The sequence below is a fragment of the Leptospira mayottensis 200901116 genome (assembly GCF_000306675.2).
Lineage (GTDB): Bacteria > Spirochaetota > Leptospiria > Leptospirales > Leptospiraceae > Leptospira > Leptospira mayottensis.
Genome location: NZ_CP024871.1, coordinates 2,894,816 through 2,910,000 on the forward strand (window position 1 = coordinate 2,894,816; position 15,185 = coordinate 2,910,000).

9 protein-coding genes and 2 pseudogenes (1 of these 11 cut by a window edge) are annotated in these 15,185 nt (G+C 41.4%); 8 read left to right on the forward strand and 3 right to left on the reverse strand.

Going from position 1 to position 15,185, the window contains the following annotated elements:
- The 6 genes and pseudogenes from LEP1GSC190_RS13145 to LEP1GSC190_RS13175 all read left to right on the forward strand — a co-directional run.
- On the forward strand, positions 1-1,488 hold the full coding sequence (locus tag LEP1GSC190_RS13145) for a class I SAM-dependent rRNA methyltransferase (protein WP_174232284.1): 1,488 nt from the start codon (positions 1-3) through the stop codon (positions 1,486-1,488).
- Positions 1,466-2,410, forward strand: coding sequence for a class I SAM-dependent methyltransferase (locus tag LEP1GSC190_RS13150; protein WP_002745146.1), 945 nt, complete (start codon positions 1,466-1,468; stop codon positions 2,408-2,410). Before LEP1GSC190_RS13145 ends, LEP1GSC190_RS13150 begins: the two co-directional genes overlap by 23 nt.
- Complete coding sequence (locus LEP1GSC190_RS13155) at positions 2,377-3,234, forward strand: RNA methyltransferase (RefSeq protein ID WP_173380631.1); 858 nt, start codon at positions 2,377-2,379, stop codon at positions 3,232-3,234. The genes LEP1GSC190_RS13150 and LEP1GSC190_RS13155 overlap by 34 nt, the downstream gene beginning before the upstream one ends.
- 50 nt (positions 3,235-3,284) lie before the next feature.
- Positions 3,285-4,355 (forward strand): sugar kinase, encoded by a 1,071-nt coding sequence (locus LEP1GSC190_RS13160; protein ID WP_174232283.1) that lies wholly within the window; start codon positions 3,285-3,287, stop codon positions 4,353-4,355.
- 197 nt (positions 4,356-4,552) lie between these two features.
- A pseudogene (locus tag LEP1GSC190_RS13165) lies at positions 4,553-4,884 on the forward strand (helix-turn-helix domain-containing protein); the annotation flags it as partial.
- Between the two features lie 208 nt (positions 4,885-5,092).
- A pseudogene (locus tag LEP1GSC190_RS13175) lies at positions 5,093-5,741 on the forward strand (integrase core domain-containing protein); the annotation flags it as partial.
- 118 nt (positions 5,742-5,859) lie between these two features.
- Here the strand turns inward: LEP1GSC190_RS13175 and LEP1GSC190_RS19855 are convergent.
- From LEP1GSC190_RS19855 to LEP1GSC190_RS13185, 3 genes are all read right to left on the reverse strand, one after another.
- The gene (locus tag LEP1GSC190_RS19855; protein ID WP_036037121.1) at positions 5,860-6,348 is read right to left on the reverse strand and encodes a hypothetical protein; all 489 of its coding nucleotides are present in this window, start codon (positions 6,346-6,348) and stop codon (positions 5,860-5,862) included.
- 157 nt (positions 6,349-6,505) lie between these two features.
- On the reverse strand, positions 6,506-10,996 hold the full coding sequence (gene gltB, locus LEP1GSC190_RS13180) for a glutamate synthase large subunit (RefSeq protein ID WP_002745250.1): 4,491 nt from the start codon (positions 10,994-10,996) through the stop codon (positions 6,506-6,508).
- Between the two features lie 862 nt (positions 10,997-11,858).
- Entirely contained in the window at positions 11,859-13,166 is a 1,308-nt protein-coding gene (locus tag LEP1GSC190_RS13185; RefSeq protein WP_002745184.1) for a hypothetical protein, read from the reverse strand.
- Positions 13,167-13,413: 247 nt separating this feature from the next.
- Between LEP1GSC190_RS13185 and LEP1GSC190_RS13195 the strand changes: the two genes are divergently transcribed.
- A protein-coding gene (locus LEP1GSC190_RS13195) for an IS5 family transposase (RefSeq protein ID WP_100224632.1) occupies positions 13,414-14,222 on the forward strand; the annotation gives its coding sequence in 2 pieces (ribosomal slippage) (positions 13,414-13,753 and positions 13,753-14,222; 810 coding nt in all).
- Between the two features lie 544 nt (positions 14,223-14,766).
- Positions 14,767-15,185: the 5' portion of a putative Ig domain-containing protein gene (locus tag LEP1GSC190_RS13205; protein ID WP_002746772.1), read on the forward strand. It continues 208 nt past the right edge of the window; only the first 419 of its 627 coding nucleotides appear in the window; its start codon is at positions 14,767-14,769; the stop codon falls past the right edge of the window.

The window sequence follows — 15,185 nt, forward strand, 5'->3', positions numbered from 1 at the left end:
CTGAATCGGAAGAGCGAACTTTCCATCCAACGCAAACATCCCTGGATCTTCAGTGGAAATCTTTCTTCGGCAGTCTCCCCCTTTGTCAACGGACAATGGTTGAGCCTTTTTTCCACGGAAAATTTACCATTAGCAACCGGAATTTATTCGGACATAGGTCTCGTGGCAATTCGGGTGATACAATTTTCACCCTCCTTTTCCAAGGAAAAGGTTCGAGAAAGTTTAATCTACGCCTTACAAAAAAGAAACGAACTTAGAAAAACCACTAACGCATATAGAATTTTACACGGAGAGAACGACTTCTTTCCAGGAGTTACGATCGATCGATTAAACTCAACCTGGGTCGTTCGGATTTATTCATCCTCTTTACTCGCGTATGGACGATGGCTCGTTTGGAATCTCTACGATATATGCAAAAATTCTAAATTAGGAGAACCACAACCGAAACGGATTTTATTCGACCCCGCCGAAAAGATCGGAGACGACAAGTTCGTTTTTAGAAAACACAATTCCGGAGATACATCGACAACTTCCCTCTCTTCGGAATCTGGAATGTATAATTCTCCCCGAAATTTCGCCCCTTCGACGCAAAATCCCAAAACCGTTTTTTCAGAACTTTTACGGAGTCCGGCTTTACCGGACTTTCCGACAACATCAGAAAATTCTGTATTACTAAAATCGAATTTATCCAATATAACAAAACGGATCGAAGAGAGACTTTGGAGAGGAAAGTACGAACAGATCAAGATGAGAACCGGCCCAACAAAAGACAACCAGGAATCTGTTAAACGAAAAGATAAGTTCGAAAAAGAACCATTTCGAATTCGAGAAACAATCCAACTTTACGGCATCCAATTTCCGGTTGAACTTCCGGGACAAAAGGGAGGCGTCTTTTTAGACCTTAGAAATTTACGCAGATTTCTCCTTGAAAAAAAAGAACTCAGCAAAGATAAAAACTGCCTTCATCTTTTTTCCCATACTGGACTCACGTCGATTTGTATGGAAGTTGCGGGAGCAACTTCCGTTCTCTCCGTGGACGGCTCAAAACAGGCTCTAGATTCTTTTCAAAGAGTTTTGAGTTTAAAAAGGAATACAAATCGTTGTAAACATAGTTTCGTTCAGAAAAATCTTTTTCAAGAATTAGAAGACATTCTGGGGAACAAAACATTTGGACTAATCGTAATCGATCCGCCCAATCTCACGCCGGACGCAAAATCGAGAAAAAACGCATTCAGATCCTACTCTTATCTGTTCGGAAGTTGTCTTGCGTCTTTGGAAGAATCGGGAACGATCATTCTCTGTTCTTGTTCCGGAAGAATTCGGTCGGAAGAATTGGAATCACTCGCTCAGAACATTCTAAAAGCAAAAGGCTGGACATTTGAACGGTTTACAAGTTTAAAACCGGAAGCGGATCATCCGATAAGAAAGAATTTTCCGGAAGGAAATTATTTTAAGGTGCATATTTATGAAAACTGCAAAAAAAATTGAACCTCATCGATCGAAAACAAATTCACTTAAAAAACCGGAACGATCCTCTCAAAGTCGCAACGCGATAATCGTAGCAGGTTCTTATAAACTACTCGATTCCGGGGACTTTCGAAAACTCGAACAAATCGGTCCTTATACGATCATTCGCCCTTCTCCCGTTTCCGCCTGGCCCCAAACAAAGCCGAATTTATGGAAAAACGCCAACGGAGAATATGTTCGCTCGGACAAGGGCGGTGGAACCTGGAATTGGCACAAAAAAGTAGACGAAGAATTTTACATTCAGATTTTAGAATATTCTATTAAAATAAAATTCACTCCCTTTGGACACCTCGGAATCTTTGCCGAGCAGTTGGAAAACTGGAGAACAATCCAGCAGCTTTCCTCCGGACTAAAAAAGGAAGAGGAAGTTTTAAACCTGTTCGCGTATTCGGGAATTTCCACCTTGGCAGTGTTAGACGGAGGAGCTTCGGTGTGCCATCTGGATTCTTCTAAAGGAATGGTAGACTGGGCGCGGGACAACGCAAGCGCTTCCGGTCTCGCGGACAAAAAGGTCCGTTGGATGGTGGAAGACGTTCTGAAGTTTTTAAAACGGGAAATCAAAAGAGGCAAAGATTATCGCGGTTTTATTTTGGATCCTCCCACATTCGGAAGAGGAGCCAGTGGGGAAGTTTTTAAGATCGAAAAAGATCTTCCCGAACTCATGGACCTTCTTATGCAACTCTGCGGAAATAAACCAGACTTTATCGTTCTCACTTGTCACTCTACGGGTTTTAGCCCATTGGCCCTTCAAAGAATTTTAGAGGGAAGAATCCACAACAAAGGTCGTTTTTATCTTGGGGAACTTTCCATTCTGGAAGAAAACGGAAGACTTTACCCCGCCGGTTCGAATTGTATTTACGTATCGGAGAGACTTTCGCTTTGAACGGAGATATTTCATTTTTAGAGATCACAAGTTTTTCAAACGAGAAACTGAAACATATTTCCAATCTCAAAGAAAAAAAACATAGGGAAACTTCGGGGCTTTTTTTTATCGAAGGGTATCGTGAAATTCTCAGAGCGCAAAAATCAGGTAAGGTTCGATTTCAAAACGTACTCTATTCTCCCGAATGTTTCCTTGGTGAAAACGAATTTTCTCTCATCCGTTCGATCGGAGTCAAAAACATCAAAGTTCCGAAAAAGGTCTTCGAAAAAATTTCCTATAGAGATAGACCGGACGGACTTATCGCAACCGCGCATTTTTTTCCGATAGGACTGGATTTTTTCGAGAGAGAATCAGATACATTCAAAAAATTGAAACCTATTTTAGTTATTGAAGGCGTGGAAAAACCGGGAAATCTCGGGACGATCCTTCGAACCGCGGAAGGCGCGGGATTCCATACGGTAATCGTCGCCGACCCGAAACTGGATCTGTTCAATCCGAACGTGATCCGCGCTTCCACCGGAACCTTGTTCACTCTGGATGTTTATCTCGGAGAAATCGAAACGATCTACGAGATCTTGAAGAAAAATCATTATAGAACATTAGCCGTAACACCGGAGGCAAAAAAACTTTACTTTGACGCGGACCTCAAAGGAAAGATCGCCCTTGTCTTTGGATCGGAACAATACGGACTTTCTTCTTATGCAAGAAATTATTCCGACGAATATCTTTCTCTTCCGATGTTCGGGGAAGCGGATTCTCTTAATCTCGCAATGTCTGCAGGAATCTTAATGTACGAAGTGATTCGACAGGGTTCCCAAACGTGAAAATTACATATTATGTAAGCGGTCACGGCTTCGGTCATATCAGCCGATCCATGGAAATCATCCTCTACCTACTTCGTAGTTTTTCAGAATTGGAAATTGATCTTGTAACCGTTCGGGAAAAATTTTTAACCACACTTTCTCTTTCAGAAGAGGATTCCAAAAATCTTGAACGTCTACGCGTCCGCAAAAAAGTTGTGGACGTGGGAATGATCCAGAAAGATTCCCTTTCCATCGATATTCCCGCTACGGAAGAGAATCTCAAGGAATTCGATTTAAAAAAACGGTATATTCAAATTTCCGAAATCGATTCCTGTCTTGATTTCGAGACGAAACTGATCATATCGGATTCGGCTTCTCTTCCCTTTATGGTTGCGGATAAGATCAAAATTCCTTCGTTATTTATAGGAAATTTCACTTGGGATTTTATCTACTCCGGTTATGCAAAAGAATCCCCCATTTTTGAACGAACCGCAAAAATACTATACGAGGAATACTATCATGCTACGTTCGGGTTACTTCTTCCTTTCGCCTGTCCTGCGCCTTCCTTGGCGGATCATAAACAAATCGGACTTGTAGGAAGAAGACCCTACTTGAATAAAGAGGCCGCAAAGGAATTCTTCCAACTTCCCAAAGATAAAATTCATCTTCTGTTTTCGTTCGGCGCGTACGGTGTGGAAACTTCCAGGTTTCACTGGGAGTGTTTTGATTCGGAAAAATATACGATCGTTCTTTCGGGAACTGATTTCGATTTTACACAAATTCCTAAAAAACAAAGAGATGGAATCATCCAACTTTCTGGAGTTCACTACCCGGATCTTTTAACCGCTTGCGATTACGTGATCACCAAACCGGGCTACGGAATCATGAGTGAATCCGTTTATGCGAAAACTCCTCTTCTTTACACGGATCGCGGAAACTTTCCCGAGGTTCCTTATCTTCGCAGAAGTTTGAACGAAGAAATTCCCTCCGCATATATCTCCAACGAAGAATTATTCTCGTTTCGATTCGATCCGTCGATCGTAAACGTTCTCTCTTGGAAGGGAAAGCCTTCGTCTCTTTTCCAAAGGGACGGAAGAGAAGATGTAAAACACGCAGTCTCTGTTTTTTTGAAGTTGATTTAGAAAAAGAATGTATATTAGAATCGCCAGAGTTATTAAAAACAAAAGCAACGTGCTGGACAAGAGCGAGGAAGGAACGTAAGCGATAAGCCGAAAGTCAGGCGTAGGCCAGATTAAATTGTAATAGTTAGAAGTTGATCTTACACTCCTTAAAATAAAACAAGGAGAAACTCAACAGAACGCTTCCTAAGGGACGCGTTCTGGGCCTTTTGAAGTTAGCAGAGACTTTGGGGAACGTCTCAAAGGCGTGTAACGTGATGGGCTATTCCAGAGATAGCTTCTATCGTTTTCAAGAGTTATACGAGAAGAGAGGAGAACTCGCTCTCCAAGATCTGAGCAGACGTAAACCGAATCCTAAAAATCGTATCGAACCGGAAAAAGAAGAAGCGGTAAAGAAGATGGCGATCAACTTTCCCGCATATGGTCAACAGAGATCATCGAATGAACTCAAGAAACAAGGGATCACGTTGCATCTGCGACTGTTCGGAGCGTATGGGTTCGTCACGATTTGGAAACCTTCTCCAAAAGACTAAGAGTCTGTCCCAAAACCTCAAAATAGAGGAACCTCGAAGAGAACTTAATAATTATAAAATATGCTCGAAATCTTATAAACTATCAAAAGGACGTAATTTGTGGGAACTTCTATATTATATTACAAACTTACTGAATGATTGTAACTGATTTCTTGAAAGGTTTTTGGACAGACTTTAAAGGCGTTCATGGCCCAAGGCAATTCTCCCGTATTAACCGAATCGCAAGTGCAGGTATTAGAAAAAAGAAAATTAGAAAAACAAGTTGAAGGTGAGATAGAAACTAAAACATCCCGGATACTTGGGATGCCAAGATACGTATTACGTGGACACAATCAAGGGCGTAGGAAGGATTTACCAGAAAACTTTATCGATTCCTATTCTAAAGTGGCAATGGCAAAACTTTACGACAGGAAGAATGCATTAGTAGCTGCTGATATGTTAAGCGACAAAGTGATTCCCTGGTTTGAAGAAGAAGGACTTCGGTTGTTGAGGATTTTAACCGATAGAGGAACTAAAGTATTGTGGAAATAGGGAACACCATGAATTCCAACTGTTCCTTGCTTTGGAAGATATCGATCATTCGAAAACAAAAGCAAGACATCCTCAGTCCAACGGTATTTGTGAAAGATTTCACAGAACCATTCAAGACGAATTCTATGCGATTGCTTTCAGAAGGAAGGTATACAATTCGATTGAAGATTTGCAAAAAGATTTGGATCAGTGGATCGATTCATATAACAAGGAACGTACGCATCAAGGCAAGTATTGTTTTGGTAAAACTCCGATGCAGACTTTCCTTGACACGAAGAAATTAGCTAAGAATAAGTATCTCGACAACTTACAGTTTTCGTTATAAACAAGAACGGAGTGTAAGATTAACTTTAACTATTACACATAATTAACAACATAGATTGGTTCTTGTTTCCAAGAAATCATCAAACCAACTCTATTCATTTCACTTTAAAGCTATATTTTTACAAACCAACTACGGCAGATAATGTGAATTGAACGGTTCCATCTTTTTTCTTTTTCTTACTTAGAGTAAAAGACTCCCCCAATTCGTTCTCTGAGATTTTATTTTCACCCTTGTAGATTTTGATCTCAGCCGTTTTTTTTAGAATAGAGATTACTTTTACCAAATTAATAGATGAATTATTAAATCTGCTGATTGCTTTTATAACTTCAATTAATCGCTCATAAGCATTTACATTATTATCTAAATTTGAAAGGAAAATTCGATATTCAATCCAGTAAGATTCACATCCTTTATTTTCGATTATTATTTTTGTGTTTGGATCTATTTCAACTTGTTCCTTATAAATCCATGTTTTTTTATTAAGCTCAGTAACCTTATATGGCGAATTAGATTTCATAGTCGAAATTGGCGTTGAACGAACACAATCTGATGCCTCGACTGTAGATAAAAGAATTGTTAGATTGATTACTATTAGAGTATATTTCATTTGTTCGCCTCCTCTTCTGGCTTATGCCGCCTAATGTTTCTGAGATAACCATGGCCTGACGGCGGCGGATTTGCTTTTGCAAATTCCGATGTCGGAGGAGCGTCCGATTTAGCCTCTGGGTTGCGACATCAGCAAAATTTATTCAGTTTTTATAATGTTATTTCGGAACTACCTTTACGAAATAATTTTTATTCGTTTCGAAATCCTTTAAAATTCCTTCCGAAAGATCGGAACCGGTCAGTTTGGAATGTTCGGAGATAAGGTTTTTGATGACCTCGTAATCGCTGTTTTCCAGATCCACTGTCTTCACATATTCTTTGTTTAGAAGAGATTGGACATCCCATCCTTTTTGAAAGAAATACGCGCTTCCTCCGGTCATACCGGCTCCCATATTCTTACCTACACTTCCGAGACAAACAATGGTTCCGCTGGTCATGTATTCGAGAAAGTGATCTCCCGCTCCGCCTACGACCGCATCCGCTCCCGAGTTTCGAACTCCGAAACGTTCTCCCGCTCTTCCGGAACAAAAAAGCTTTCCGGAAGTCGCACCATAAAGACAAGTGTTTCCGATAATCGTATTTTCATAGGCTTTGAACTTGGATTTTCGGTGTTTTTTGATCACGATCACACCTCCACAGAGTCCCTTACCTACGTAATCGTTCGCATCTCCGTGTAAGGTGATTTGAACCCCTTTCACGAGCCAAGCTCCTAAAGATTGCCCTGCAGTTCCTTCTAAGATGATTTCCAACTTTCCAGGTAAACCTTTGGAACCGTATTTTCTAGCGATCAAACCGGAGATCTTCGCTCCCACGGTTCTATTCGTGTTGCGCACCAAATAAGAAAGAGCCATAGAAGATTTTCCTTCGAGCGCTTTTTCGGCGTCTTTTATGATACGATCATCCAACACTTCTCCGATCGGTTCTTTGCGAACGGATCTGTCTTTTTTCTGTTTTGCAGGATCGTAAAATAGAGGCAAACGAACAAGAATCGGATTGAGATCGAGAGAATCCAAACGGTCTCTTTCGTAGCGTGTAATCTGTTTTAAGAGATCGGTTCTTCCGATGATCTCGTCGATGGATCTGAATCCGAGTTCCGCGAGATGTTCCCTCACTTCGAGAGCGAGACAAGTGAATAGATTTACGAGTTGATCCGGAGATCCTTTGTATTTCGCACGGAACTTAATATCCTGAGTCGCGATTCCGGTAGGACAATTGTTCAAGTGACATTTTCTCGCCATGATACAACCAAGTGCAACAAGGGACGCGGTTCCCACTCCGTATTCTTCCGCGCCCAAACAAGCCGCTATGATAACATCCCTTCCGGAAACGATACCACCGTCCGTTCGGAGAACGACTCTATCACGCAGTCCATTCATTACTAAAACTTGATGTGTTTCAGAAAGTCCTAGTTCCCAAGGAGAACCAGCATATTTGATCGAAGTAATCGGAGCCGCTCCCGTTCCACCCACGTGACCGGAAATAAGGATCACGTCCGCATTCGCTTTGGCAACTCCGGCAGCAATCGTTCCCACTCCTGCTTCGGACACGAGTTTTACGGAAACCTGCGCTTTATGGTTCGCCATCTTCAAATCGTAGATGAGCTGAGATAAATCCTCAATCGAATAAATATCATGGTGCGGAGGAGGAGAAATCAAATCGATTCCCATCGGAGTGTGACGGTTAGTCGCGATTTCCTCGTTGTTCTTCTTACCTGGAAGTTGACCACCTTCTCCCGGTTTTGCACCTTGCGCGATTTTGATTTCGATCTCAGTTGCGGAGTTTAGATATTCCGAAGTGACACCGAATCTTCCCGAAGCAATTTGTTTGATGGAAGAATTGGCAAGATCTCCGTTTTCGTTCACAACATAACGGGAAGGATTTTCTCCACCTTCTCCGGAGGAAGACTTAGCGCCTAACCGATTCATGGCGATCGCAAGATCCGTATGCGCCTCGATGGACAACGCACCGTGGGACATTCCCGGAGTTAAGAAACGTTTTTGAATTTCGGTAACGGTTTCCACTTCTTCGATCGGGATCGGTTTTTTCGCAACAAAGTCAAATAGATCTCGGATATTGATCGGATCGCTTTCTTTGAGAATTTTGGTCGCTTCTTTGAAAGCTTCGTAGTCGTTATCGACCGCCGCCTTTCTTAAGAACTTAACGACTCTAGGAGACCAACGGTGAGGTTGATCGTCCTTTTCGGAGATAAAATCTTCCGGATTGATCTCCTTATAAAACGCCTGCTCGTGATTTCTAAGAATGTTCTGTTCGATCCCGCCGATTCCGATTCCTGAAATTCTGGAATACGTTCCGGGAAAATACTTGGATACGAGAGTTCTAGAAAGACCGATCGCTTCAAACACCTGACCGCCCACGTAAGAGGAAAGAATAGAAATTCCCATCTTGGACATGATTTTCAAAAGTCCGTCGTCCACTCCGTAACGGTAGTTTTCGCAAATCTTATGAAACTCAGGGCGGACTCCGTCTTCTCCGTCAAATTCTCCCCTTTCCCAAAGGTCGAATAACGTATCCCAGATCAAATAGCTGTTGACTCCAGATGCACCGTAACCAAGAAGCACTGCCACATTATGGATTTCGAATGCGGAACCGGTTTCAACCAAAATCGAAACCGCGGAACGTGTTTTGTTTCGGATCAGATGGTTGTGAACCGCGGCAACGGCGAGTTCCATCGGGATCGGAGCCCTTTCTTTAGCAAGTCTCTTATCGGAAAGCACTAGAATGTTCGTTCCGGATTTCGCGGCTTGAAGCGCCTGTTCAAGAAGCGCGTCGAGCGCGATTTCAAGATAGTTACGATTCGAAGTGGATTCCAGATGCGCCTCAAATGTTGCATCTAACGTGAGAATTTTATACGGCTTCCCTTCCATTTCCCGGATTCTTTTCAGATCCAGATTGGTGAGATACGGATGGGAAAGAACCAGACAGTTCTGGGGTTTTTCGTCCCCGAAAAGGTTCATCTTTTTTACAAGACGAGTGTAAAGAGAGGTCACACCTTTTTCTCTTATGTAGTCGATTGGTGGGTTTGTTACCTGAGCGAATCTCTGACGGAAATAGGTGTAAAGACCGATTCTGGAAAGCATCAGAATAGAAAGAGGAGTATCATCCCCCATCGAACTGATCGCTTCTTTTGCCTGGTGTGCCTGCGGTTTGATCACCGATTTTTGTTTAAACGGAGAATACGCGAATAAGATTTGTCTTCTCTTAAGATCATCACCTTTGTAGGTGATCGTTTCGTTGATGGAAGAATCCAAATCCTGGTTGAGATAAGATACGTTCTCTTTGGACCATTCTCTATAATCGTATCTTTTTTCGAAGAGAGAGTTGATGTCCTCGTTATAATAGAGTTTTTTCTCTTTTAAATTGATCCCGATCATCTCTCCGGGACCGAGACGTCCTTTTTTTGTTACAATTTCCTCGTCCACTTGAACAAGACCGGCTTCGGAACCCATGACCAAAAGACCGTCTTCCGTAACCGCATAACGTGCGGGACGAAGACCGTTTCTATCCAGAGCTCCTCCGATCCAATCTCCTTCCGCAAAAGCAAGAGCAGCCGGACCATCCCAGGGTTCTATTAAAGTATTATTATATTCGTAAAAGCTTTTCAACTCTTCCGACATCGTTAGGTTTTTGGACCAAGCATTCGGAACAAGCATCGCTTTGGCTTGGAGAACGTCCTTTCCGGACCGAACGATCGCCTCCATTGCGTTGTCCAAACTGGCGGAATCGCTCATGTGAGGGCGAATGATCGGGTGAATTTCCTTTTGATATTCACCCCATTTTTTACACTCAAGTTCCTCTTCTCGGGCAAGCATCCAGATTCTGTTTCCTGCGATCGTGTTGATCTCTCCGTTGTGTGCGAGAATCCGAAACGGTTGCGCCAGAGCCCAAGAGGGAAATGTGTTCGTGGAATATCTTTGGTGAAAGATACAGTACGGAGAAATCATCTCCTCCGAATTCAAGTCTTCATAAAACTGGGAAACCTGATTTCCGTTGAAAAGCCCCTTGAATACGATTCTTTCCGAGGAAAGAGAACAGATATAAAGATCTCCCGCGAGAGAATGACGATCTGCATCCCTCATCAATTTTTTCTGAATCAAAAAGAGTTTGGTTTCAAAGTCGTCGTTCGACATTCCTTCCGGTTTGCCGATAAGGACTTGTTCGATCTGAGGCCTGGATTGATTGGCTTTGGGTCCGAGTACTTCCGGATTTACGGGAACATATCTCCATGCATAAAGTTTAAAGTTAAACTCCATAAGCGCGGACTCGACGAGACTGCGGCACATATCTTGTTTATCGATGTCTTCTCTCGGAAGAAAGATCATCCCTACTCCAATGGAATCCTCTTCGGGTCGTCTATGACCCATTTCTTCGATATAAGTAGCGAACAACTTTTTAGGAATCTGGATCATGATACCGGCCCCGTCTCCGGTAACCATATCTGCATCCACCGCCCCTCTGTGCGTCAGGCATGCGACCGCCTTAAGCCCCATAGATACGATTCTGTGGCTATTTTCACCCTGAAAGGAAGCAACAAATCCTACTCCGCAGTTATCGTGTTCGAAGGACTTCTCATAAAGTCCGTTTTTCTCCAGATACCTTTGAAGTTGTAATTGTTCTTTTAGATCATTCATCTGCAGAGATCCCTCATCATCCAATTTCCCTGGTTTCCATAAAACGTCGGGCCGTCTATAGTTTATGGCTGAAATTTCAGCAAAATTCCCCAGCTATTGTCCAATAAATTGAGAGTTAAGTAAATTGAAAACATTCTTTTAAAAGACGGGATTGAAATAAGAATCTGTTGTAAATCAGACTGTACTCGGCTGGTAAAAAATGTGGCTTTTCGTAGTAGGAGTTTTTTCGTGTTACTCCGATTCACCAAAACCCTAACTCCTCGTCACTAAAACCTCACCACTCGAAACGTGGGAACTCCTTACTTTCAAAAAAGACTTTCTAATTGCTGGGTTTTCTTTATTTCGTTTTCAAGTATAACACAACTTCAAACACTATTCCAGATCTAAAAAAATAAGATTCTTTTCGAAAGAATCGAAATTTGATTGAAGGTTGACAAAGAATCGATACGAAACTTTCAGTCACAAATTTATCCAAAAGTTCCGTAAATACGATTTATTTACTAATTTTTTCATTGGGAATCGACAAAGCCCGGTTTTGTTAAAGTGCGAAGAACTCCTTTTGCAAAGTGTTTATGACTAATGACTATATTTTAGAGTCTTACGCCAACCCTCGCTACTCGAAGTGTGAACTACCGCGCTGTTTTATAAAAATCCTATGATTGTTGATTGCAGAAAGAATCACAATTCTCTCTCACTAGAAATTTCTAGTTTTTCTTCGGTTCCTTAAATGACAAACTACTTTAACTTTCAGTAATTAACATCATCGGATTCGAACAACTTTGAAAAAGAATCAAATCCGTTTTCAAACAATGGATCCGAAACGTGTAGTTCCAAAAATGAAATTCAAAATGAAAAAATTCGATTAGAGTTTCTGAAGAACGGGAAGAAAAAGATCGGAAAGTTTTTTTCTCTGAGTGGCATCCGGAATTCTCGCAAAAAGCTGATCCAATTTTTGACGCAAAGAAGAGATATTCGGATACTCTTCGAAGATTTTGAGAATATGAGGCCAAGCTTTTTTTACGAGTTCTTCCATTCTAGATCCGGCAGCTTTAGAAGAAACGAAAGCCACTTCTAAACCAGCTCTGAGTTCGGCAAAAACACGGGTGAGTTCCAAGACTTTCCAAAGTCTCGAATCTTCTAAGCCGATTCGAGAGGAAATAGAAGAGATGATCGAATTCCAATCGATGGGTTCGTTTTTCATTTCTTTCAATACGAACGAATGAAGTTGAACGAGTGCACTAAGCTCCGGAGAAAGAGTCATCACCCATTTTTTATAAGCGTCCGGTTGCCCTTCTTTTTGAAACTGTCGAACACGATTTATACTTTCCATATATTTGGAAAATGGAATATTCACGGGAGGCTCTTCCGGTTCCATCGGAATTTCTTCTACAAATATAGGCTCGTGGAATCCACCGAATTGAAGATCTTCCACTTCGGTCAACAATTCCTCGTTGTCGTCGACCGCGACATGATTTGCAAGCTCCCCTTCGTCCAATTCTTCCTTTTTCAATACGAGTGTGTTGCCCGAAAATTCAGAGCCAAATTTCTCCACGAGTTCGGTAAGAATCAATTTTTCCGGAAGTTTTTTCAAAGGTGTTGGCGCAACCGAAGCCGTAACCTTCTTAACGGAACTTTCTTCGGCAGATTTCGGAGTTTCCCCGAAAGAAGAAACGGACGGTTCGAGATCCTTTCCAGTCGCGTCGTCCCGGAGTACAACGTAACCCTCCATCCCAATAAATCTTTTTCCGGGAGCGACTAAAACACCGATCGTTTCTACGATCTCTTCGGAAATACGTGCATACTTTTTCTTTTTAGGTTTGCCAACGTTCGCCTTTTCCTGTTCGATGAGTTTGCTTTTGATCCCTGCATGCGTATTCATGAAATTTTTCGTCATAAACGCGGAAAGATCCGTCTGCGACATCCCTAGAAATTCCGCAAACTTTGGCAGATGATCGAAGAATTGCTCCGTTTTTTGAATATTACCTACGATATAAGAACGTACTTTCTGTTTGAGAACTTCCTGATCAGTTGGGGAAATTTTTTTAGCAGATATAAGCCCGTTAAAGAGCTGGATATGAGTATGGAAATAACTTAAAAATTCCCCATAAGCGGTAAGTTCAAATTCACCGTGAGAATTCTGCTCTATGACTTTTTTATCATTTCCAGACATACGATTTACGCAGATTCAAATCCGCGGAAACGCACGCGAATTTTGCGATCCCGTTCGTTTGATTGGTCAGTTTTCGTCCCGTTTTCAGAAATTCAAGAATTTTCGGGAGATCAACGAAACCTCCTCAAGAACCGTCATTAGAAGAAGTTGTCTTGAAAACACCTAGAATGATCGGAATAGGCGGTTTAAGTAAGAGCTTGTCCCAAAACCTCCTTGTACTTGTAGTCTCAGGAAATAGATATGACATATGAAATCAGATTTAGGTCATTTAGATATCCCTGAAGAGATTTGGAAACGCCTTCATCCCTTGCTACCAAAGCGTAAAACAAACTCCAAGAAAGGAGGTCGTCCTCGGCTTGATGATAGAGTGGCGATGGCCGCAATATTTTACAGGGTAAGAACAGGAATTCAATGGAGATATATACCTCCGATGTTCGGTTCAAAATCAACGTTACATAGAAGATTTCAGGAATGGGTAGCCAGCGGAGTTTTTGATAAAATTGAAAAAGAAGCATTAAAACTTTATGAGCGCACTGTTAAAATTAGAACTAAAAGAATGGCATCTGATGGTAGCTTCGCAAGAGCTCCCAAAGGGGGGCTTTCACGGGTCCAAACCCGACGGATCGCGGCAAAAGAGGCCTTAAAAGGCATATTCTCGTCGATCGGCGTGGAGCACCTGTAGCTTTTGTAATCGCTTCGGCAGGAACTCACGATTCTAAATTACTTTTTCCTACTTTAGAAAAGTTCAAAGTATTTAGAAACAAAAAATTGCTTAAACCAGAAATCCTTTCTTTAGATAAGGCTTACTCTAACAAAACGATTAAGAACAATTTAAAAAAGAAGAATATTCAATATCGAATTCCAAATAAAAAGAATGCGAGAAATCCTGAATGGATTGCTCCGCTAAATCCTTTTAGATGGACAGTCGAACGTACTTTTGCTTGGTTTAATGCATTTAGAGCCATAAAAACTTGTTGGGAATTCAAATTTGAAAATTATAAGGCATTATTCCAAATCGCATTTGCTATCATTTTAATTAGAATGTCCTGGAAATAGGTTTTGGGACAAGCTCTAAAGACAAAATATTTTCGAGATAACTTCTAATATCCCTTTTTGATTTTCAACATTGTAAACCTGCCACAAACCAAAATCGTTGTTAGAGTTCGACAAACTTCAGAACGACTCGAATCACAAAAAACGTCTCTAAGGACAGTCGCATCAAATCGGCAAGAAAGATCAAAATCACCAAACCGTTAAGAACCCTCATTTTTATTTTCTCCGCTTTCAACAAACAAAGCGAGTTTCATTTTTTTGAGAGTATTGAGTAAGTCTTAGCCGAACATGCACTTTGATGAAACCTTCGAAATTCTCGTTCGACCGGACAAGACTCCGTGTTCCTGTTTTTGGATCAGACAATCCGGAACGGAAGTGAAAATACGATACGACGTTTAAACCAAAAATTATTTTGACAACAAATTACTTTTTAATTAATTTTGTGATTTTTTATTTGACTAACATCACAAATAAAATCATACCGTCCACAGAAATAACATGCGTTTATTTTATAAAAGAGTACAAAACCTAAAAAAGGACAAAATAAATGAAAAAAACATTTGCGATCTTACTTATCATGGGGCTTTTTCTCGCTTCTTGTGAAGATAAGAAAAAAGAAGACGGCTCCATTACGGGAAATTCAATTACGGATTTGTTGTTGCTTTCGAGCTTGCCTTCGGGGGCAAATTCAAATCAATCTTCAAATCCATGCCCAACTAACGTAACAATATCAACCTCCGATACAATTGCACAAATAGGTTCTTCGATCAACCCTCTGGGTATTCAATTTGCGGCAACGAACTCCTCGGGTTCTGCCATTTCAAATTCTACGATAACAGCGAATCGGAATTGTCAATTTAGTAATTATACGGCCACAAATCTTCCGACAGGTTTAAGCATCAGCTCTATCACCGGCGCCATAAGCGGAATTCCGACTGTGGCCGGAGGACCCACCGTAGTCACGCT

Excerpts from the sequence above, each read along its gene's own strand:
- LEP1GSC190_RS13150 (WP_002745146.1), top strand. The coding sequence starts at position 1,466 with ATGAAAACTGCAAAAAAAATTGAACCTCATCGATCGAAAACAAATTCA.
- LEP1GSC190_RS13160 (WP_174232283.1), top strand. The coding sequence starts at position 3,285 with ATGGAAATCATCCTCTACCTACTTCGTAGTTTTTCAGAATTGGAAATT.
- gltB (WP_002745250.1), bottom strand. The coding sequence starts at position 10,996 with ATGAATGATCTAAAAGAACAATTACAACTTCAAAGGTATCTGGAGAAA.
- LEP1GSC190_RS19855 (WP_036037121.1), bottom strand. The coding sequence starts at position 6,348 with ATGAAATATACTCTAATAGTAATCAATCTAACAATTCTTTTATCTACA.
- LEP1GSC190_RS13185 (WP_002745184.1), bottom strand. The coding sequence starts at position 13,166 with ATGTCTGGAAATGATAAAAAAGTCATAGAGCAGAATTCTCACGGTGAA.